Annotated in this window: 23 protein-coding genes; 18 read left to right on the top strand and 5 right to left on the bottom strand. The window is 60.5% G+C overall.

Annotated elements, in window-relative coordinates; genetic code table 11:
• Positions 1–280: 280 nt before the first annotated feature.
• Positions 281–730 carry a GNAT family N-acetyltransferase gene (locus M1P90_RS21100; protein ID WP_483697286.1) on the top strand — a complete coding sequence of 150 codons (450 nt, stop codon included), beginning with the start codon at positions 281–283 and terminating at the stop codon, positions 728–730.
• On the opposite strand, the gene M1P90_RS21095 is transcribed toward M1P90_RS21100, so the two are convergent.
• Complete coding sequence (locus tag M1P90_RS21095) at positions 705–1556, bottom strand: bifunctional 5,10-methylenetetrahydrofolate dehydrogenase/5,10-methenyltetrahydrofolate cyclohydrolase (RefSeq protein ID WP_483697285.1); 852 nt, start codon at positions 1554–1556, stop codon at positions 705–707. The genes M1P90_RS21100 and M1P90_RS21095 overlap by 26 nt on opposite strands.
• Before the next feature lie 124 nt (positions 1557–1680).
• Between M1P90_RS21095 and ltaE the strand changes: the two genes are divergently transcribed.
• From ltaE to M1P90_RS21060, 7 genes are all read left to right on the top strand, one after another.
• A complete protein-coding gene (gene ltaE / locus M1P90_RS21090) occupies positions 1681–2721 on the top strand; it encodes a low-specificity L-threonine aldolase (RefSeq protein ID WP_483697283.1) in 1041 nt (346 codons plus the stop codon).
• 15 nt (positions 2722–2736) lie between these two features.
• Positions 2737–3264, top strand: a complete 528-nt coding sequence (locus M1P90_RS21085; protein WP_483697282.1) for an N-acetyltransferase family protein — start codon at positions 2737–2739, stop codon at positions 3262–3264.
• Between the two features lie 36 nt (positions 3265–3300).
• Positions 3301–3993: a ribulose-phosphate 3-epimerase gene (gene rpe, locus M1P90_RS21080; RefSeq protein WP_483697281.1), complete on the top strand. Its 693-nt coding sequence runs from the start codon at positions 3301–3303 to the stop codon at positions 3991–3993.
• Positions 3994–4006: 13 nt separating this feature from the next.
• A complete protein-coding gene (locus M1P90_RS21075; RefSeq protein ID WP_483697280.1) occupies positions 4007–4795 on the top strand; it encodes a hypothetical protein in 789 nt (262 codons plus the stop codon).
• A gap of 42 nt (positions 4796–4837) precedes the next feature.
• Positions 4838–6280: a proline--tRNA ligase gene (gene proS / locus M1P90_RS21070; RefSeq protein ID WP_483697279.1), complete on the top strand. Its 1443-nt coding sequence runs from the start codon at positions 4838–4840 to the stop codon at positions 6278–6280.
• A 220-nt stretch (positions 6281–6500) separates the two neighbouring features.
• Positions 6501–7358, top strand: a complete 858-nt coding sequence (locus M1P90_RS21065) for an STAS domain-containing protein (protein WP_483697278.1) — start codon at positions 6501–6503, stop codon at positions 7356–7358.
• Positions 7359–7393: 35 nt separating this feature from the next.
• On the top strand, positions 7394–8167 hold the full coding sequence (locus tag M1P90_RS21060) for a M23 family metallopeptidase (protein WP_483697277.1): 774 nt from the start codon (positions 7394–7396) through the stop codon (positions 8165–8167).
• Here the strand turns inward: M1P90_RS21060 and nadD are convergent.
• From nadD to M1P90_RS21040, 4 genes are all read right to left on the bottom strand, one after another.
• On the bottom strand, positions 8151–8762 hold the full coding sequence (gene nadD / locus M1P90_RS21055) for a nicotinate-nucleotide adenylyltransferase (protein WP_483697276.1): 612 nt from the start codon (positions 8760–8762) through the stop codon (positions 8151–8153). The two genes, M1P90_RS21060 and nadD, sit on opposite strands and share 17 nt — an antisense overlap.
• A gap of 69 nt (positions 8763–8831) precedes the next feature.
• Positions 8832–9080 carry a hypothetical protein gene (locus tag M1P90_RS21050; RefSeq protein ID WP_483697275.1) on the bottom strand — a complete coding sequence of 83 codons (249 nt, stop codon included), beginning with the start codon at positions 9078–9080 and terminating at the stop codon, positions 8832–8834.
• A gap of 2 nt (positions 9081–9082) precedes the next feature.
• Positions 9083–10042: a hypothetical protein gene (locus M1P90_RS21045; RefSeq protein WP_483697274.1), complete on the bottom strand. Its 960-nt coding sequence runs from the start codon at positions 10040–10042 to the stop codon at positions 9083–9085.
• 224 nt (positions 10043–10266) lie between these two features.
• The gene (locus M1P90_RS21040; protein ID WP_483697273.1) at positions 10267–10779 is read right to left on the bottom strand and encodes a hypothetical protein; all 513 of its coding nucleotides are present in this window, start codon (positions 10777–10779) and stop codon (positions 10267–10269) included.
• A 1183-nt stretch (positions 10780–11962) separates the two neighbouring features.
• Between M1P90_RS21040 and rho the strand changes: the two genes are divergently transcribed.
• The 10 genes from rho (at position 11963) to M1P90_RS20990 (ending at position 20776) form a co-directional block, all read left to right on the top strand.
• On the top strand, positions 11963–13207 hold the full coding sequence (gene rho / locus M1P90_RS21035) for a transcription termination factor Rho (RefSeq protein ID WP_483704667.1): 1245 nt from the start codon (positions 11963–11965) through the stop codon (positions 13205–13207).
• A gap of 195 nt (positions 13208–13402) precedes the next feature.
• Positions 13403–14344: a TIGR00266 family protein gene (locus tag M1P90_RS21030; protein ID WP_483697272.1), complete on the top strand. Its 942-nt coding sequence runs from the start codon at positions 13403–13405 to the stop codon at positions 14342–14344.
• A 122-nt stretch (positions 14345–14466) separates the two neighbouring features.
• Positions 14467–15192, top strand: a complete 726-nt coding sequence (locus M1P90_RS21025; RefSeq protein ID WP_483697271.1) for an endonuclease III domain-containing protein — start codon at positions 14467–14469, stop codon at positions 15190–15192.
• An 86-nt stretch (positions 15193–15278) separates the two neighbouring features.
• Complete coding sequence (locus M1P90_RS21020; RefSeq protein ID WP_483697269.1) at positions 15279–15998, top strand: FhaA domain-containing protein; 720 nt, start codon at positions 15279–15281, stop codon at positions 15996–15998.
• Positions 15999–16024: 26 nt separating this feature from the next.
• Positions 16025–16483, top strand: a complete 459-nt coding sequence (locus M1P90_RS21015) for an FHA domain-containing protein (RefSeq protein WP_483697268.1) — start codon at positions 16025–16027, stop codon at positions 16481–16483.
• Positions 16484–16770: 287 nt separating this feature from the next.
• Positions 16771–17127 carry an NADH-quinone oxidoreductase subunit A gene (locus M1P90_RS21010; RefSeq protein WP_483697267.1) on the top strand — a complete coding sequence of 119 codons (357 nt, stop codon included), beginning with the start codon at positions 16771–16773 and terminating at the stop codon, positions 17125–17127.
• Between the two features lie 86 nt (positions 17128–17213).
• Positions 17214–18002, top strand: a complete 789-nt coding sequence (locus tag M1P90_RS21005) for an NADH-quinone oxidoreductase subunit B (protein WP_483697266.1) — start codon at positions 17214–17216, stop codon at positions 18000–18002.
• Positions 17995–18555, top strand: coding sequence for an NADH-quinone oxidoreductase subunit C (locus M1P90_RS21000; protein WP_483697265.1), 561 nt, complete (start codon positions 17995–17997; stop codon positions 18553–18555). The genes M1P90_RS21005 and M1P90_RS21000 overlap by 8 nt, the downstream gene beginning before the upstream one ends.
• Before the next feature lie 71 nt (positions 18556–18626).
• Positions 18627–19751 carry an NADH-quinone oxidoreductase subunit D gene (locus tag M1P90_RS20995; protein ID WP_483697263.1) on the top strand — a complete coding sequence of 375 codons (1125 nt, stop codon included), beginning with the start codon at positions 18627–18629 and terminating at the stop codon, positions 19749–19751.
• Entirely contained in the window at positions 19748–20776 is a 1029-nt protein-coding gene (locus M1P90_RS20990) for a 4Fe-4S dicluster domain-containing protein (RefSeq protein WP_483697262.1), read from the top strand. The genes M1P90_RS20995 and M1P90_RS20990 overlap by 4 nt, the downstream gene beginning before the upstream one ends.
• Positions 20777–20808: the final 32 nt, after the last annotated feature.

The following is a 20808-nucleotide window of genomic DNA, read 5'->3' as shown; positions in this document are numbered from 1 at the left end:
TAGACGAATGAGATACACCGCAGCGGCACGAAGGTTTGCACGATCAGCTGATCGACGGCCTTCGTGTCGTTGCGTTTATAATGTGCCCGCATATGACAGGACGTATGCAGTCAGCGTTTTAGCATTCAGCAGAGCGGTTCTTGATTTTGTATGCACTTTTTCGCGCGCAGCGCGAAAAAGTGCATACAAAAAGAATCGTTGCTACCTTGCTGCCGCAGGCTAACGGCCATATCACGCGGGTGGCTGCGTAAACCCCGTACATAACGAAAGAACACGAACTATGGCGGTAACAATGCGCCCGGCCGTCGCCGACGACCAGGACGCCATTCGCATGATCATCCGCGCATCCATGCTCAACCCGCTCGGGCTGGACTGGCAGCGCTTTGTGGTGGTGGAAGAAAGCGGCGGCCTGATTGGCATCGGCCAGGTCAAGCCGCACCGTGGCGGCATGCGCGAGCTGGCCTCGATCGCCGTCGTGCCTGAGTGGCAGGGCAATGGCGTTGGCGCCGCAATCGTGCGGGCGCTGCTTTCGCGTGAAACCGGCCCCATCCACCTGATGTGCGCCCGGCCAACGCGCGTGTTCTACGAGCGTTTTGGCTTTCACAAAATAAGCGGCGCGCAGATGCCTGGCTATTTTCGTCCCTTCGCGCTGATGGGCGCGGTGCTGGGCCGCCTGACCCGCAGCGAACGCTATGCGCTGGCGGTCATGCGCCGCGATCCGCAGCCGTAAGCACATTCCGCAGCAGCATCATATTCGTCACTGGCCCGGTGCCGCCCGGCACTGGCGTGATCGCCCCCGCCACGGCTTCCGCGCTGGCGAAATCGACATCCCCCACCATGGTGCCATCGTCGCGCACATTGATGCCAAAATCGATCACCACCGCGCCCGGCTTCAGCATCTCGCCGGTGATCAGCCCTGCGCGACCAACCGCCGCCACCACAATGTCGGCCTCGCGCAGCGTTGCCGCCAGGTCGGGCGTGCGCGAATGCGCGATGGTGACGGTGGCGTGCTCGTGCAGCAGCAGCAGCGCCATGGGCTTGCCCACAATGTTGCTGCGCCCAACCACCACGGCGCGCTTGCCCGCCAGCGGAAGGTTGGCGCGATGAAGCATTTCCATGCCGCCCGCTGGCGTGTTCGGCAGCAGGCTGGGCAGCCCCTGCGCCAGCAGCCCGGCGCTGGTTGGCGTCACGCCATCCACATCCTTGCGCGGGTCGATCTGCGCCACCGCCTGGTTCGCGTCGAGGCGCTTGGGCAGCGGCAGTTGCAGCAGAATGCCATGCACGCTCGTGTCGGCGCTGAGCGCTTGCAGCGCATTGTCGAGCGTTTCCTGGCTGGTGTCGGCGGGCAGCAGCTGGTGAAGAAAGCGAATGCCTATGCCGTCGCAGGCCTTGCCAATGCTGCGCACATAGCTGTCGGAAGCGGCGTCGCCCGCCACCTGCACCACCGCCAGCGCGGGCGGCGTGCCGCGCGAAGCAATAAACGTTTGAACCCCTGAGCGCAGCTCTTCGCGCAGCGTCCTGGCTAGCGCGCGGCCATCGAGAATTGTCGCAGGCATGGCGTGTTCCTTTTCGCGAGAATTTAGAAATATTATACAATGGGCCGGCGCGACCCCGGTGGCGGTCTGATGCACGATACGCAACGCCGGCCGCGCCTTGCAACACGCTCCGAAGGAGGCTCCGATGCGAACGATTGACTTGCGCAGCGACACCGTCACCCTGCCCTCGCCGGCCATGCGCCGCGCAATGGCCGAAGCGCCGGTGGGCGATGATGTCTATGGCGAAGACCCGACGGTCAACCGGCTGGAGGCGCTGGCGGCCGAGCGCGTGGGCAAAGAAGCCGCGCTGCTGGTGGTGAGCGGCACCATGGGCAACCTGTGCGCGCTGCTGGCCCACTGCGCACGCGGCGAAGAAGTGATCGTGGGCGATCAGTCGCACATTTACAACTACGAGGCCGGCGGCGCTGCTGTGCTCGGCGGCGTCGCCTTTCATGTTGTGCCGACGCTGCCCAATGGCGAGCTGCCGCTTGCCGAACTGGCCGCCGCCATGCGCGATCCCGGCGATTCGCACGAGGCGATCACGCGGCTGGTCTGCCTGGAAAACACCCACAACCGCTGCGGCGGCGTGGCGCTCGCGCCCGACTATATGCGCGACGTGCAGGTCTTTGCGCGCGATCGCGGGCTGGCCGTGCATCTCGACGGCGCGCGCCTGTTCAATGCGGCGGTGGCCCAGCGCACCGATGCCGCCAGCATCACGCAACACGTCGATAGCGTGCAGTTCTGCCTTTCCAAAGGGCTGGCCGCGCCGGTTGGCTCGATTGTGGCGGGCGATGCGGCGTTTGTGGCGCGGGCGCGGCGCATTCGCAAGCTGGTCGGCGGCGGCATGCGCCAGGCCGGCATTCTTGCGGCGGCGGGCATTGTCGCGCTCGAAGAAATGGTCGAGCGCATGGCCGAAGACCACGCCAACGCCCGCATGCTGGCCGAGGGTCTGGCCAGCTTCCCGCAGGTCGCGCTCGACCTCGCGACCGTGCAGAGCGACATTGTGATCTTCCAGCTGCGCGCGGGCAGCCCTGCCGCGCTGGTGCAGGCGCTGGGCGCGCGCGGCGTGCTGGTGGGCGAAGTCGGGCGCGGCGCGATTCGCGCGGTGACGCACTACGGCATCGACGCGAGCGATATTGAAGAAACGCTTGAGGCCACGCGGGCGGCGCTGGCCGAGCTGGCCTAGTTGGAGGGGTTGCGCGTGAAGATCGAACAATGGTCGCCCGAGCAGGCGCTGGCCGGAATCGAGGAGCTGAACGCACTGCTGGTTGATAGCGTCGACAACGGCGCGTCGATTGGCTTCTTGCCGCCGCTGAGCGCGGAAGAAGCGACTGCGTACTGGGCGGGTGTTGCCGCCGAGGTGCGCGCGGGCGAGAAATTCCTGCTGGTGGCGCGCAACGACGCCGGCAGGCTGGTGGGCAGCGCGCAGCTTGCGCTGGCAAGCAAGGCCAACGCCCGTCACCGCGCCGAGGTGCAGAAGGTGATGGTGCACACCGCCGCGCGCCGGCAGGGCCTGGCCTTCGCGCTGATGCACGCGCTCGACGCGCTGGCGCAGCAGCACGGCCGCACGCTGCTGGTGCTCGACACGCGCCAGGGCGACCCTTCCGAGCAGCTGTACCAGAAATGCGGCTACACCATGGCCGGCGTCATCCCGGCCTATGCGCGCAACGGCGACGGCGGGCTGGATGCCACCGTGCTGTACTACCGCCAGCTTCCCGCTATGCTATAATTGGCGGCCAGAAGGGTGTAGCGAGCGAGGAATGTGATGCCAATCGGTACGATCAACAATCGCGACGTACTACTCGCGCCGTCGATCTTGTCGGCCGATTTCGCCAACCTGGGCCGCGACGCAAGTGCCGCCGTGGCAGCCGGCGCCGACTGGTTGCAGATCGACGTGATGGACGGCATGTTTGTGCCAAATATCAGCGTTGGCCTGCCGGTCGTGGCGTCGTTGCGCAAGGCAGTGAGCATCACGCTCGACTGCCACCTGATGATTACCCAGCCCGAGCGCTACGTAGCCGATTTCGCCAAGGCTGGCGCAAACAATATCACCGTGCACGCCGAGTCGACGCCGCACCTGCACCGCACCGTGCAGCAGATCAAGCAGCTTGGCCTGACGGCGGGCGTCGCGCTGAACCCGGCCACGCCACTGGGCGCGCTCGACGAAATTCTGCCGTATATCGACCTCGTGCTGATTATGAGCGTCAACCCGGGCTTTGGCGGCCAGGAATACATTCCCACCAGCACCGGCAAGATTGCCCGCCTGCGCCAGCTGCTCGACGCGCGCGGCTACCCCGACATGCACATTCAGGTCGATGGCGGCATAAGTGCGCGCAATGTGGCCGAAATCGCTGCCGCTGGCGCAAACAATATTGTCGCTGGTTCGGCCATTTTCACGCCACAGCGCCCCGTCGCCGAAACCGTCGAGCTTATGCGCGCCGCGCTGCGCGAGCGCTAAAAGGAGCCCAAGCTTGCCCTGCACGCTTGCCGCCACGCACTACGACCCCGACGGGCGCATGAACGACCAGATCGGGCGAATGCTGCCCGTGCTGACCGATATATTCGATGATCTGGCGATTCAGGCGGCACACGCCAGCCCGCCCGCCGCGCTCGACATGCTGCGCGCAGCGGGCGCAACCGTGCAGCAAGAAGAAACTGCCCGCTTCAATGGTCTGGCCGAGCTTGGCGGGGCGCGCCGCGAAGTTGTTCACCTGGGCTTGCAGCTGCCCGCCGACACCATATTTTTTTGCGATTTTGATCGCGCCCTGCACTGGGCCGAATATCACGCCGATGAACTGCGCGCTGTCGTGTCCGACCTCGCCGCGCACGACTTCACGGTGCTGGGCCGCAGCGCGCGCGCCTTCGCGTCGCACCCGGCCGTGCAGTGCCACACCGAGCTGATTATCAACAACGTATTTGCGCGCTGCAGTGGCGAAACGTGGGACATTACGGCAGCGGCGCGCGGTATCTCGCGCCGGGCGGCCGAGGCCATTCTGGCCGGCTGCCCCGAGGCAAGCATCGGCACCGATATGGCATGGCCCTTGTTTCTGCTCAAAGGCGGCGAGCTATCGGTCAACTATTGCGAAACCGAGGGGCTGGAATTCGAAACTGCTGACCGCTTCCCTGAAGAAATTGCGGCGGCTGGCGGGCGCGAACAATGGCTCGACCAGCTCGACGCCGACCCGGCGCAGTGGGCCTTCCGGCTCGAACTGGCGCGGATCGAAGTCGCGGCGGCCAAGCCCTACGCCCAACGCGCATAACGACGTCAAACAAAAGCATCCCTTAATATATGAGAGGAACCCATGCCCAAAGAAGGAATAACGCCTCGCGCGCAAGATTACTCGCAGTGGTACCTGGATATTGTGCGCAACGCCGACCTGGCCGACTACGCCGAGGTTGTGCGCGGCTGCATAGTGTTCAAGCCAACCGGCTATGCGCTCTGGGAAGCGATCCAGCGCGGCCTGGACGACCGCATCAAAGCGACCGGCCACGTCAATGCCTACTTCCCGCTGCTCATTCCCAAAAGCTTCATCATGAAAGAAGCCGAGCATGTTGAAGGCTTCGCGCCCGAGCTGTTCGAAGTCACGCAGATCGGCACCGACAAGCTGGCTGAGCCGCTGGTGGTGCGCCCAACCTCCGAAACGATTATCGGCTACTTTTATGCGAAATGGATCCGCAGCTACCGCGACCTGCCGCTGCTGATCAACCAGTGGGCCAACGTGATGCGCGCCGAAATGCGTACGCGCCCGTTCCTGCGCACCGCCGAGTTTCTCTGGCAGGAAGGGCATACTGTCCACGTCGACGAAGCCGACGCCGAGCGCGAAACGCTTATGATCCTGCACGACGTTTATGCCGATTTCGTGGAAAAAGAAATGGCCGTGCCGGTGATCAAGGGCCTGAAGACCGAGAAAGAAAAGTTCCCCGGCGCGCTGCGCTCGTACTGCATCGAGGCGATGATGCAGGATGGCCGTGCCTTGCAGGCCGGCACTTCGCACAACCTCGGCCAGAACTTCGCGCGCGCCTTCAACATCACCTACACCGACCACAATAACACGGTGCAGACGGCCTGGACGACCAGTTGGGGCGTGAGCACGCGCCTGATCGGCGCGCTGATCATGAGCCATTCCGACGACGAAGGGCTGATTGTGCCGCCGCGCCTCGCGCCCATTCAGGTCGTGCTGGTGCCGATCTACAAGAACGACGCCGAGCGCAGCGCAGTGATGGGCGCTGTCGATACAATCACGGCCTCGTGGAAGGGCCGGCTGCGCTTCAAAATCGACGACCGCGACAACCTGACACCCGGCTTTAAGTACAACGAGTGGGAGATGAAAGGCGTGCCGGTGCGCGTCGAAGTTGGCCCGAAAGACGTTGAGAAGGGCAGCGTGGCGGTTGCGCGGCGCGATGCGCCTGGCCGCGCCGGCAAGTCGTTTGTGCCGCAGGCCGGCCTGACCGAGCACCTCGAAGCACTGCTGGCCGAGATTCAAACCGCCCTTTACGATCGCGCGCTGCGCTTCCGCGAAGAGCGCACCGCCGACGTCAGCAACTACGACGAGCTAAAAGCCCAGATCGAAAAGGGCTTCGCGCGCGCCTACTGGGCCGGCACCACCGAAGACGAGCAGCGCATCCAGGACGAAATTCGCGCCACCATTCGCTGCATCCCGCTCGATCAGCCCGGCAGCGGCGGCACTTGCGTGTACACCGGCAAGCCCGCCACGCAGCAGGTTCTGTTCGCGCGCGCCTACTAGCGCGGCTCATATCAAACGTTCGGCAAATAACTGCTACCATGCTGCAAGATTTTATGCACGCAGCGCCTATATAATGAAGGCGCAATCGTAGCACAATAGATTGGCGTAGTACCCACCAAGCAATCGTGGCCAGTCATAGCTACTTATAGCTAGGGCTGGCCATATATGTTGGCAATTGTTGTAAAACATTCATTGCGTTTGTGCGAAGGAATGAGTTGATATGCAGCCACTGAAACAGCAATTAATCGACGCACTGCGAGCCGAACAGCAGTCTATTGCCGAGCACATCGCTGATGGCATTTCGGCAAAATCGTCGGAGTCGTATAGCCAGGTGCCACGCGCTTCGATTCTTGCGATGGGTTCAGGCCTGATCAATAGTCTCGCTCAAGCGGTGGAAACAGGAAATTTTGAAGGATTGCAAGCATTTGCTGGCGAGCTTGGCCAGCAGCGCGCAAGTGCCAAAGTCGAATTGAAAGATGTGGTTGTGGCAGCGCAGATTACGCGCCAGCAAATCTGGGCGGTGATGGAGCGAGTGTTCAGCGCTGGTGGCGGGGATACTGCACTCGTCAAAGAGGTGGAAACGGCTATTCACGAGATTGTCCTCGCCATTGCTACGGCCTACAACTCAATTATGGTGAATGCGCAGAATATGCTTGCTGAGCGCGAAGAAGCGCTGGCCTACCAGGGCCAGCTCATTCAGGAGCTGTCAACGCCAATCGTCCCGGTCTTCGAAGGGGTGCTGGTGCTGCCACTCACTGGCGCAGTCGATTCGCGGCGCGCTACGCAAATCATGGAAGCGGCACTTGAGCAGATCGTTGGCAACCAGGCCGACGTGCTAATTCTTGACATTACTGGCGTGCCGGTGGTTGATACGGGAGTGGCGAATTACCTGATTCAGATGGCGCGAGCGGTGAATTTGCTTGGTGCGCAGGTGGTGCTGGTGGGCATTGGCGCCGAAATCGCCCAGACGATTGTGCAGCTTGGCGTTGAATTGCGCAATATCGTCACGCGCTCGAACTTGCAGGCCGGCATCGAATACGCGCTCCAAAAGCGCGGCTATGCGATTCAGGAAGCGTAAGCACGCCTGGCGGCGCCGTGTGGTAGAATGCGGGCATGAACACCCGCCTGCCACGCTGCTTGCTCGTCCTGGCGCTGTTTGCGCTTGCTGGTTGCGCTCGCCCCGCCGCTAAAGCGCCCATCTCCGTTCCCGCGCCAACGCTGCGGCCGGTTTCGCCCACCGCGCCCCTGCTAACGAATACGCCACTGCCTAACGCTACTGCAACGCCGCAAGCAAGCTCTACGCCCACCCCGAGCCCATCACAAACCCCAAGCGCCACGCCGAGCCCAAGCGCCACGCCAACCGCAAAACCCTCTTCCACACCCATGCCTGCCACGCCAGCGCCGGCTGCCATTCAGCATACGTTTCCTGTGCGCAGCAAAGGCAAAATCAGCTACGGGCGCTTTCACCACGATTACCCCGCCGCCGACATTTTCTGCCCGGTTGGCAGCGAGTTTGTGGCGGTCACAAACGGCGTCGTTGATTTTGTGAGCCGCGAGGATGTGTGGGACCCGAAGGTGAATGATGGTGCAACGCGCGGCGGCCTGTCGGTCGCGATCATTGGCGACGACGGCGTGCGCTACTACGGCTCGCATCTTTCGGCAATCGCCGATGGCATCGCGCCGGGTGTGCGGATCGAAATGGGCCAGTTGCTCGGCCTGAGTGGCAAAAGTGGCGATGCTGCTGCCACCGAGCCACATCTGCATTTCGGTATTTCCCACCCCACCACGCCCGACGACTGGGCCACGCGCCGGGGCGAAATCGCGCCATATTCCTACCTGAAAAGCTGGCAGGGCGGCAAAGACTTTGCCCCTAAGCTTTCTCGGTAGGCATGCCATAGGGCTGATGAGTTTGAATATATTCTGCCACCGGGTCGGGGGTGAGGTAGCGCAATGAACGGCCGGTGGTGGCGCGCTGGCGCAGCATTGTGCTGGAAATGTCGATCTGCGGACCCGCGAGGACGGCGAGGCGATCCGTGAGTTGGGGCAGGGCTGCCAGGAGTTTGCTCGCGTCGAAATGCTGGCCGGGGCGCTCAATCACCGCAAGCTGCGCCAGCGCCGTAATGCGCTCGGCTGCGCGCCAGCGTGGCAGGTCGGCGGCGGCGTCGGCCCCCAGCAGCAGCACCAGCTCGCCGCGCTCGGCAACAAGCGTTTCCAGCGTCGTGATCGTATACGAAGGGCCGGCGCGCTCGATCTCCAGCGGCGACACTTCGAATGCCGGGTTTGCGGCGCAGGCAAGCCGAACCATCGCCAGGCGCGCTTCCGGCGCAGCGCCATGCTGGCCTTGCTTAAGGGGCTGATGGGCTGCGGGCATGAAAATGACGCGCTCAAGGCCAAGCGCCAGGTGCGCATCTTCCGCAATCGCCAGATGCCCATAGTGAATGGGGTCGAACGAGCCGCCAAATAAGCCAACGCGCTTGTTCATAGCTTTATATATCCATAGAAAAAGGCGGGCGCCACTGCTGGCCCCGCCTTCTTGCAACTGCGCCTCGGCTTAACGCATCTGGTATTCGATCTCCATGCCTTCTTGCAGGAGATCCCACACCATCCACGGCACCATCGAGCGATCTTCCATAATGAGATCAGCGGTGTATGGCTCAATCAGCTCGGCCACATCCTGCCGCGTGAGCCGGTAAGCGCGCCGCCCCATTTTCTGATACAGGCGCATCGCCAGCATATCACTCAATTCTTGCAGGTCGCGCTCAGGAAGCGCGCCACCGGTTGCGTATTGCCGTCCGCGCATAGCTACCCCTCGTAGTCGTCGTTGCGTTGGCCACGGCGGCGCGCTTCATTCTGGTAATAGCGGGCCTCGCGTGGGTCGATGCGTGGGCTGGTGGGCCGGCGCTCTTCGTACTCAGCTTCTTGCGGTGCCTGAAGTGCCATTTCGTGGCGCTCTGCATCGGCGCGGGTGGTGAGCGTGGAGCGTGTCAGGCTTTCGCTAATATATTCGAGCACATCGCGAATATCTTCATTGTCGTCGAGCATGCCGTCAAATGGCATTGCCACGCCGCTCACGGTTTTCACCGTCTGGCCAACTTCGCGCAGCGTCCGGTCGATGCCACCTACCAGGCTGCGCATCACGGCGGCAAGCTCTTCGCGCTCATCTACCGTCAGGTTCGCGAAACCCACCAGCGCTTTTTCCTGCGCGCGCAGCAGCGTGGCGCGGAGAATAGCGATATCGGCCTGGGTTTGCAACTCGTAGCGCTTCACAAGATGCGCCTGCCGAACCTGCTCAACCAGCTCGTCAGAAGAAACTGGCGTCCACAGCAACGCGGGAATGATGATAAAGCCAATCATCCCCACAAAGACCTGCTGATAGATCAAGCCGCTTTCGGCAACAACCTGCTGCGCGGCCCACCAGCTCCACTGGATCTGAAATGAGTAGTAAAGCAGATAGATCGAACAGGCGATGACCACCGCATAGCCCCATGTTTTTGCATTCACTTTCTGAAGCAGCATACCGCCCGGGCTCCAGGGAATAAGGAAACTCACCAGACTTGGCGGCGCTAGGACGAGAATCGCGGTGAATGCAATCGCCACAATTTTATTATTTGGGATGAGGGTTGATTGTACGCCCCACCAGTACACAGCTGAGCCAACCATCGCAATAATTGCGAGGATGGCAAGCAAGGTTTTTGAGGTGAACTGAAAACCATTTCCTCGCCGGCGTTGGCTACGCATCATATCAAGGTACCGGCTGCTCATTAATGCCTCCTTGCAGTGATGCGCGATGACGAACAGGCGCAATGCACAGATGATACATTGTATAGTTTATGAAATTGAGTATTCATAATCCTTTTTAAAGAGAAAGAGCCCCGCGGACGATAATCATAGAGATTCATTCGTCCGTTGAGCTGCGGTTGGATGAAAGAGCACAAGTTGTAGGAGCAAAATTGTCGTTATGCAATTCAGCAACTCCTGCTGAGCGTTTATTGCTGGATAGTTACCGCCTCAGATACAAGAACGTAGGCTTCAACCGATTCGCCCGAGTTTGCGGCCCGCATCCGTGCGCGTAATGCTTCTGAGATTGATGTCAGCCCAAAGTCGCTATTAATGCGGTAGATCACTTCCAGCGCGGGCTGATTTGTATCGCGTAACGTAAATTGTGCCTGAGCTGGAAACGCCCCGATAATGGTGCCGATTTCCACGATCTGCTCGTTAGCCGGGTCGAACCAGAACAGTGCTGTCGGCTGATTTGCTCTGTAAGTACGCGGCTCGGCAAATGCCTCGCGACTTAGTTCGTGCGCCCGCCAGCGCTGCAAATTGTCCAGTGGAACCGCTGTGCGCGGCACCACAACAATTGACGGCGAGGTCGGCGATAAAGTCACTGGCGATTCGGTTGCGCCCACCGCAGGGGCGCTGATCTGTGTCGGCGCCGCTGCTGGCAGCTCGGTGACCGGCGCGGATGGTATGCTTGTTGCGCTTGGTTGTTCAACTTCCACTGTTGGCGCAGCTGGCACCGCTGGCGAGGAAGCAGCTGGTGCTTGCGCCGAAGGCTGGTTGATCTGGAGTGGTTGCCCACACCCTATCAACAGAAACAGACTCAAGAGCAACCAGCGGACGTGCAACTACATCTCACGCTATAGAAAATTTGTTCTAAAATTATACTATGCAGGCAATCGGTTGTCAACGATTTCCCCGCCAGAGTTTCTCTTTTCAATCCTTTACAGCCGCGCTGTTCGTGCTTTTATTCACAGCGCCATTGCATTATATGCAGCAGTGCGAACGGCTAAAAGAAACTGCTAGCAGTGCGAGAACCTCTTACACTTTATAATACTATACAACTTTTACGTCGCTTAAATGCGTTAGACCACTTGTTCTGAACCATTGCAATGGCCTAAAAAACCCTAATGATTATACGCGTTTGCCAGGTCGGTGTCAAGGGCGATCGCATGTCCTGGGCTTTCCAAAGACAAATTTTTCGACGACTGAGATGCTAATGTCATAAATCATGCAAAGGGTTTTGCGGTGTTATCATGTTCCTTCGGACCGGAAAATCCCAAAAGCGCAAGGGTCGTTTATTTTGGCTGTTGGCGTATGCTTGACAACTATGCTATAATGGTGCCTACAGGTTAAAGCGTTGCATAAGCATCCTCTATTACCTGGATAGCGCTACCCCGCTCTATCATATTTCGGTTGTATCCCCCAGGCTGTGTTCAGATTTCTGCCGCATATGCGCAGTTGCATGCTGTGATGCAGCCCGGCGCAAACCTCAATAACAACAAGTGAGTCCTGTACGTCTGCAATCATCCTCATGAATGCGTTGCGAACTCAGATCAGAATTTCATATGTCGTTGGCGCGGTAGGTGCTATGGAAGCGCTAATCAACGATATGGGTGCAGTGAAGCGGCGGTAGCTGCTGTCACTATTGCTGGTTGCCCTGTTTACAATTGTTTACCCTGGTCGTGTCATAGCGCGTGCCTTTTCGAACGGCATGCAGGCAACGGCGCGGCAGTTCCCTGCCATTCCTTCACTACAGTTTTTCCCGGCAGGATAAGGGCGCGGGTTCTATGTACCGGTGGGCTGTATCACCGGTGATGGGAGTTACGTGTGCCACGTATACGGATGAAGAATAATCACGAGGCGCCGGCTGAGCTGATCGAAACACGCGATCGCACACCGGTAGTGAATGTCGCTGAGCTGGAAACGAAAACATTAAATGATTTGCGCGAAATGGCGCGCGTCAGCGGCATCAGCGGGGTAAGTGGCCTGAAAAAGCAGGATTTGATTTTCAAACTGCTGCAGGCCCAAACCGAAGAAGCCGGCCACAGCCTGAGCGATGGCGTGCTGGACATTGTGTCGGATGGGTTTGGCTTTTTGCGCGGCCCGCGCCTGCTGCCCGGCCCCGACGATGTCTATGTTTCGCAATCACAGATTCGCCGCTTTGGCCTGCGGACGGGCGACCGCGTATGGGGCCAGATTCGGCCGCCAAAGGAGAGCGAGCGCTATTTCTCGCTGCTGCGCGTTGAGCTTGTTAATAACATGGACCCTGAGACGGCGCGCAAACGCCCCTCGTTCGATCAGCTGACGCCGATTTTCCCGAATGAACAGCTGCACCTCGAAACCGAGCCAAATATCTTAGCGACACGTTTGGTCGATCTGATTGCGCCGATTGGTCGCGGCCAGCGCGGCTTGATTGTGTCGCCGCCCAAGGCCGGCAAGACGCTGCTGCTGAAGTCGATTGCGAACGGCATCACCGCGAATCATGCCGATGTTCACCTGATGGTGCTGCTGATTGGTGAGCGCCCTGAGGAAGTCACCGACATGAAGCGCTCGGTCAAGGGCGAAGTTATTTCGTCGACCTTTGACGAGCCGGTGGAAGACCATACCAAGGTTGCCGAGATGACGCTCGACCGGGCGAAGCGCCTGGTTGAAGGCGGGCAGGATGTCGTCATCCTGATGGACTCAATCACCCGCCTGGCGCGCGCGTACAACCTCGATATGCCACCCAGCGGCCGCACACTGTCGGGCGGTATCGACCCGGTGGCGCTGTACCCGCCCAAGCGCTTCTTTGGCGCAGCGCGTAATATCGAGAACGGCGGATCGCTCACCATTATCGCGACCTGTCTGGTTGATACCGGCAGCCGCATGGATGATGTGATCTACGAGGAATTCAAGGGTACCGGCAACATGGAATTGCACCTCGACCGTAAGCTGGCCGAGAAGCGCGTATTCCCCGCCATCGACATCACCCGCTCGGGCACGCGCCGCGAGGAGCTGCTGCTGGGCGATAGCCTGCGCCAGGTGTGGACATTGCGGCGCATGGTGAGCATGCTTGGCGAGAATGAAGGCACTGAGCTGGTGTTGACGCGTATGTCGAAGACGCGCAACAACCCTGAGTTCCTGGCCACGCTGACCAAAGGCAACTAGCTCGTTTCCCCCGAATGATCCGCAAAAGCGCGGCAGGGTGCCTGGCACTCAGCAATCGCCGCTTTTGCGGATCTTTCTGTTTTGTGCAACCTGGCCTGCTCCCCCAACGTATAGCTTTACAAGGCATATAATTTTCTGTGCGTAGCTTTCTGCTGCGCTAACCCTCGGTGTATTCGTCCAGAAAGGAGTTTCGACGTGCGTTGTCCAACCTGTGACGCTGAGCTTGCCCCAAATGCTCGTTTCTGCACAACGTGTGGCACCCCAATCGCTGCCCCGCCCCCCAGTGCGCCGGCAGCCGCGAGCAGCTTTTCAAGTGGCGCGAGCGAGTATACCAACCAGCCCGGCCAGCGCCTCGATCTGCCCGAGCCAACAGTCGCGATGCGCGGGCGCGGCACCACCGGCATGGAATACCAGATCATTGGCACAACCCTGCAAGCGGTGATTATGGAGCTTGATCCGGGTGAGACCGTGTATTCCGAAAGTGGCGGCATGGCCTGGATGAGCGGCAATATCGCCATGCAGACCACTGGCCGGGGCGGCGGGCTTGGCGGAATGTTCAAGCGCGCAATCTCGGGCGAGTCGATGTTTCTGGTGGAATATACCAGCCAGGGCGGCAAGGGAATTGTGTCGTTCGCCTCGGATTTCCCAGGCAAGATCGTGCCTGTCAATCTTGCCGGCGGGCAGCAAATGATTGCGCAACGGCAGGCCTTCCTCTGCGCCGAAAAAACCGTGCAGCTCGATATTCACTTTCGCAAAAAACTCGGCGCTGGCTTCTTCGGCGGCGAAGGCTTTGTGATGCAGAAGTTGACCGGCCCGGGTGTGGCGTTTGTGTGCCTCGACGGCGAGATTGTGGAATATACCCTCGCGCCGGGCCAGATGCTGAAAGTCGATACCGGGCACGTTGCGATGTACGAGCCGACGGTCACGTTCGATATCGAGATGATGCGCGGCTTCCGCAACATCCTGTTTGGCGGCGAAGGTTTGTTCCTGGCGACGCTGCAAGGCCCGGGGCGCGTGTGGCTGCAAACCATGCCGACGATGAACCTGGCCAAGGCGATTGCCGAATACCTGCCGCGTCCCTCCAGCTCGAGCGGCGGCTCGGGTATCGACATTGGCAACCTGCTGGGCGGCAGCTAATTCTTGCCTGGGCGAACATGTATGCGGCGTGCTTGGAATACTCCTGGCGCGCCGCTTTTTTGTTGGGCGCAATGGCATACATGTTGCCCTGCTCTGCTCAGGGCAAAGGGAAGGAGCGCGATATGACCGAGCGGGAAATTATGGCAGAAGCACAGTCGCTGGCAGACGATGGGCGCGCCATGCTGATCTACCGGCTGCTGGCCGAAACCTATGGCATTCGGGCATGGACGCCGCGCCGCGAGCCGCTCCACGAGCTGATTTCGACCATGCTCTCGCACCGCACCACCGAGGCGAACGAGGCCAGGGCATTCGAGCAGATGTGGGCGCGTTTCGGTAGCTGGGAAGCGATTGCCGCCGCCGAGCCCGCCGCCATTGCGCAGGCAATTGCGCCCGCGAACTTTGCCGAGGCCAAAGCCCCGCGCATCAAGGCGGTACTCAACCAGATCATTGCCGAGCGTGGCACGCCGTCGATTGATTTCCTGGCCGAACTGCCGGTAGAAGAAAGTATGGCATGGCTGGAAAGCTTGCCGGGCGTTGGGCCGAAAACGGCCTCGCTGGTGCTGCTGTTCTGCTTCCACAGGCCAGTGCTGCCAGTTGACACGCATGTGCATCGCGTCAGCGGGCGGATTGGCCTGATTGGGCCAAAAGTGAATGCCGAGCAGGCGCACGAATTGCTGGCTGCGCAGCTGCCGCCTGATGCCGACGTGCTGTGGAACTTCCACCTGAACATGCTGCACCACGGCCAGCGTATCTGCGTGTGGGAGCGCCCGCGCTGCGCGAAATGCAGCCTGCGCGAACACTGCGACTACGGGCGGGCGCATGCACGCCGGGCGGAAGCGGCGCAGTAGGGTATGATCCTGCCTTGCACAGCGAGTGTTCATGGTACAATATCGGTGTCATTGCGATAGCACAATCAACGCAAACAGGAGTGGCGATGTCCGCGCTGGCTCGTTTCGAATCCTTCATGGAAAACATGGTCGAAGGGTCGGTTGCGCGCTTGTTTCGCAGCCCGATTCAACCGGCGGAAATCGCGAAGCGCCTTGAGCGCGCGATGGAGACCCAGCAAACCATCAGCGTGCGCCGGGTGATTGTGCCCAACTTCTACCGCGCCTTTCTCAACCCGCAGGATTTCACCGCCTTCCAGCCCATTCGCGCCGAGATGGAGCGTGAGATGGCGACCTACCTGGCCGAACTGGCGCAGGAGCGTGGCTTTGCGATGCTTGAGCACCCGCGCGTGGAACTAAGCGCCGACGCAGGAGTGGGCCGTCACACGATTCAGGTGGTGGCAGAAACAAGTGCTGCGCCCGCGCCGGCCGCTGCCGATCACACCCAGGTTTTCCAGCCGGCCCAGGCCCAACCCGCGCAATCGCGCACGCGCCTGCTGCTGAATACCCCGAGCGGTCGCCATGTCATTCCGCTGGAAAGCACGCAGCTCACGGTTGGGCGCGGCCTGAACAACGACATTATTCTGGAAGATACACGGGTGTCGCGCCACCATGCGCAGCTGCGCTACCGGGCGCGGCGCTTCTGGATCAACGACATGGGCTCGACCAATGGCACCTTTGTGAATGGCGAGCAGATTGAGGAAAAAGCCCTGCGCGATGGCGACACGATTTCGCTGGGCGGCCTGGAGCTGACGTTTAAAGAAAGCTAGCAGCCCCCCGTGGGCTTCAACAACCTATGTTTGACGCTACCAACTTCTCGATTGATATTCTGGTGCTGCTGCTGCGCGTGGCGGTGGTGCTGCTGCTTTACTTCTTCTTATGGCAGGTTTTGCGCTTTGTTATGCGCGATCTGCGTACGGGTGGGCAGCCAGCCAGCGCGGCAAGTGCCAGCCCCTACGGCCAGCTTATGGTACTGCACGCGGGCACCACTGGCGTGCCGGCTGGCAAGCATTTCCCGCTTGGCCCCAGCAACATCATTGGGCGCAGCATGGAAAACTGCGAAATCGCCCTGAACGACTCCTTTCTTTCCTCGCAACATGCCCGGCTTGAACTTCAGGGCAACACCTGGGTGCTGGAAGATCTGAACAGCACCAACGGCACCTTCGTGAACGAAATCGAGGTGCGCGATGCGGCAAGCGTCGAAGAAGGCGACATCATTCGCGTCGGGCGAGTTGAGATGCGCATCATTCGCTAGCTGCGCGCGATTGCAATGCGCTTGGCTTCCCCTCCACGTTTGCACGCCCAATTCATCTGTGATATACTTATCAAAGTCGTTTGGTCCTAACCATTTCGCAACTATTATGGCTGCGCACGCCGCAATTCCATAATTCGCGATCTGAAATAAGCGTTTGCCCGCTGGGGCAAACGTTTTGGTGCCCGACGCTCAATTGCCAGTGCTGCTTGGAATGAGCGGTCTGGCCTCCAACGAAAGGCAATGCGCTCTGTGGGGAGCGCACTATTCATCACCAAAGGAGCGCAGCCGTGCTTGCAAACTATGCGTTCATCGGCCTCTTCTTCATTGCAGCTGCCTCGTTCCCGATTCTTCCCCTGGTAGGCGCGTATTTCCTGCGTCCTTCGCGCCCCACCGAGATCAAGCTGGATACGTACGAGTGTGGCCTGGAAGCGATTGGCGACATCTGGGTGCAGTTTAAAGTACAGTACTACCTGTACGCACTGGCCTTTGTGGTCTTCGATATCGAGGTTGTGTTTCTCTACCCCTGGGCGGTCGCCTTCAATCAATTGGGCTTGTTTGCCCTGGTTGAAATGGCGATTTTTCTTTTTATCCTGATCGGCGGCCTGGTGTACGCCTGGCGCAAAGGCGCATTGGAGTGGGTTTAACCGCGATTGCACGGCCGTAACTTTATTGGCGCGCAGCCTTTAAACCTGCGAACCTGCAACCGTTCTAACCGTACAAGGTGCAAGCAATGGCGAACGATACTGATGCACAGCTCGAGCTTGAAAAGCAGGGCGTGTTTTTATCCACAATTAATCGCTTCTACAACTGGGGGCGTCGCTCGTCGGTATGGCCGATGGCATTTGGCCTGGCGTGCTGCGCGATTGAGATGATGGCGACGGGCCTTTCGCGCTACGATCTGGCGCGCTTTGGCGCTGAGATGTTTCGCGCCTCGCCTCGCCAGGCCGATCTGATGATTGTCGCTGGCACGGTGACGAAGAAAATGGCCCCGCAGGTGGTGCGCCTGTACAACCAGATGCCCGAGCCGCGCTATGTGATCTCGATGGGCGCGTGCGCAACCTCGGGCGGGCCGTTCCGCGATGGCTACAATGTGCTGCGCGGCATCGACCTGTTTGTGCCGGTGGATGTGTACATTCCTGGCTGCCCGCCGCGCCCCGAGGCGCTGCTGCACGCTATTATGACGCTGCAAACCCAGATCGACGACCAGAAGCTGAACCGCGTGCGCTGGTATGGCAAACGCGAAGCGCGCGACTTCCCGGTGCCGACCTTTGGCAAGCAGGGCCTGGAAGTCGATGGCAAGCTGATCGATCCGGTGGGCGGTCTGCCACTGGTGAGCCCGTTTAGCTCGCCATTGCAGGGCGAAGTGCGCACCGGCACGATTGAGCACCCCGAGATGGCGCGCTCGTTCCCGATTATGGACGACAGCGTTGACCTTGAAGGGCCGAACAAGGCTGTGGGTGTTGCCCCCGAAATTGCCGCCGACGACTTGAAGCGCAAGGCCGAGGTGAGCAATGCCTGATATGAGCACGGCCGAGCTGAAAGAGCGTTTTACGCGTGACCTGCCGGGCGCGCTGGCCCCGGAGCGAGTGAAGCCGGAACCCACGAACGGTCACGCCGCCGAGCCGCCCGCCAAGGGCAAAAAAGGCGAAGAAGGCCCGCCCGACCTGCTGGCGACCAAGGACGTTGTGGTGCTTGCCGAGCGTATCCCCGCTGTGGCGGCCTATGTGCGCGACACGCTGGGCTACGAGTTCCTGTCCAACCTCACCGCTGTCGACTACTTCAGTGACGGCGTAATTGAGCTTGTGTACCACTTCCTGCACCTTGAGGGCGGCGCGCCGCTGGTGATCAAAACGCGAGTGCCGCGCGAGCGCGCAATGGTGCCCTCAATCACGCCTTTCTGGCCCGGTGCCGATTTACAGGAGCGCGAAGCGTTCGACCTGTATGGCGTGGATTTCCCCGGCCACCCGAACCTGACGCGCGTGTATATGTGGGACGAGTTCGAAGGCTTCCCGATGCGCAAGGACTTCCCGAAGCAGGGCGACAAATACCTGGGCGACGGAGACGAAGTTTAGTTTTGAATGCTGAGTTTTCGGCTCAATGGAATTCTTCAGCTCAGAAATCAAAACCCTAGAACTGCAAAACTATGCTAAAAACACAAGAGCTCCAGATTAATATCGGCCCGCAGCACCCTTCCACGCACGGCGTGTTCCGGCTGATTGTCACCGTCGACGGCGAGACGATTGTCGACCTGAAGCCGGTGTTTGGCTACCTGCATCGCAACCACGAGCAGCTGGCCGAGGTATCGACCTACATCCAGTCGATGCCCTTCACCGACCGGCTCGACTACTTCAACTCGATGGCGAACAACTTCGGTCTGGCGCTGGCGGTTGAGAAGCTGGCCGGCATTGAAGTGCCGCAGCGCGCCAATTACCTGCGCGTGCTGATGGCCGAGCTGACGAGGATCCTGAATCACGCCGCAGCCGTGGCGTTTATGATCAACGACATGGGCGCGTGGCAGACGCCGCTGGCCTTCGGTATGCGCGAGCGCGAAAAGATTCTCGACCTGTTCGAGATGGCGAGCGGCGCGCGCATGATGTGCAACTACTTCCGCTTTGGCGGGATTGTGCGCGACCTGCCGCCCGAGTTTATGCCGCTGCTGAACGACCTGATGAAGGGTCTGCCGACCTTCTTCGACGAGACCGAGAAGCTGCTGCGCGAAAACGAAATCCTGATGCTGCGCTCGGAAGGCGTGGGCATTCTGCCTAAGGAACTGGCCGCATCGTACAGCGTCACTGGCCCGGTGCTGCGCGCTTCCGGCATTGCCTACGACATTCGCAAGGCCGAGCCGTACAGCGTCTACAACGAGCTGGATTTCGACGTGCCGATTGGCTCGGTGGGCGATATCTACGACCGCTTCCTGGTGCGGATCGAAGAGATGCGCCAGAGCTACCGGATTGTGCAGCAGGTGATCGAACGCCTGCCCGACACCACTGGCGGGCATATCAACTCGGCGATGGCGAGCATTGGCCGGCAGAAAGCGCTGAAGCCACCGGCGGGCGACGCCTATGGCCGCGTCGAAAGCCCGAAAGGCGAGCTTGGCTTCTACCTGGTGAGCGACGGCTCGGCACGCCCGTATCGCTACAAAGTGCGCGCGCCTTCCTTCATCAACCTCACGCCGCTGGGCGATATGTGCCGCGGGCATAAAGTCGCCGACGTGGTGGTGATCCTCGGAAGTATTGATATTGTGCTAGGCGAGGTGGATCGATGACCGTTGAGTTTGCACGCGGCAAGGCCTATGTTGTCGATCGGGGCCAGCCCAAGCTGCGCGCCGGCCAGGGCATGCTTGCCGGCCTTGACGTGGTGATCCGCCACTTCTTTAGCGCATTTACGAAAAAGGTTGACACGCCCGCCGATACCTCAGGCGTGTTTACCGTGCAGTACCCTGAAGAGCGCCTCCAGCTGCCCGAAGCGTTTCGTAACTTCCCGATTTTGCTATTTGATGATGCCACTGGCCACGAGCTGTGTACTTCGTGCTTCCAGTGCGAGCGCATCTGCCCGCCGCAGGTCATTCACATGACCCAGGCGACCGACCCAACCACCGGCAAGCCGGTGCCAGCGGTGTCGGAGTTTATGATCGAATACGACGCCTGCATGAGCTGCGGCCTGTGCGCCGAGGTCTGCCCGTTCGATGCGATCAAGATGGATCACGATTTCGAGCTGGCGACCGACGACCATTCCAGCATGACGGTGAATAAGGCTGGTCTTGACCGGCCGGTTTCCTACTACGAGACGCTGGCGCCGACGCGCTGGGCCGAGGTCAAAGACGGCGCATACAAGAAGCTGCAAGGCAACATGAAGCGCCGCTCGGGCACGATCGGCATTTCGCCACGCGCCGCCGCTGCGCCGAAGAAGGCTGCCCCGGCTGCGGCGAAACCAGCTGCCGGTGCTGCCAAGCCCGCCGCTGCCAAGCCCGCCGTGCCAATGGCTGCGGTTGGCAAGAATATGTCGGAAGACAAACTGGCGCGCCTGATGGCGATTCGCGCGGCCAATGCTGCCAAGGCTGGCGGCGCGGCCCCGGCCGACGTTGCCGAGGACGTGGCGGTAGATACCGATACCGGTGCCGAGGTGGAAGCACCCGCAACTGCGGTAGCCGCGCGCCCCGTAAGCACGGGTGGCATTCCCTTCACCGCCGAGAACCTGCTGGGTGGCGTGCCGGCCAACACCGCAATGGCCGAAGATAAAGTCGAGCGCTTGAAATCGATCCGCTCCGGCAATCTGGCCAAGCGCGGCTAAAACGTAGTGTGTAGCGCCTGGCATCGCGCTCG

This window comes from Kouleothrix sp. 19917 (assembly GCF_057073505.1).
The sequence above is the reverse complement of the archived record's forward strand: the minus strand, read 5'-3'. Positions and strand labels throughout refer to the sequence as shown.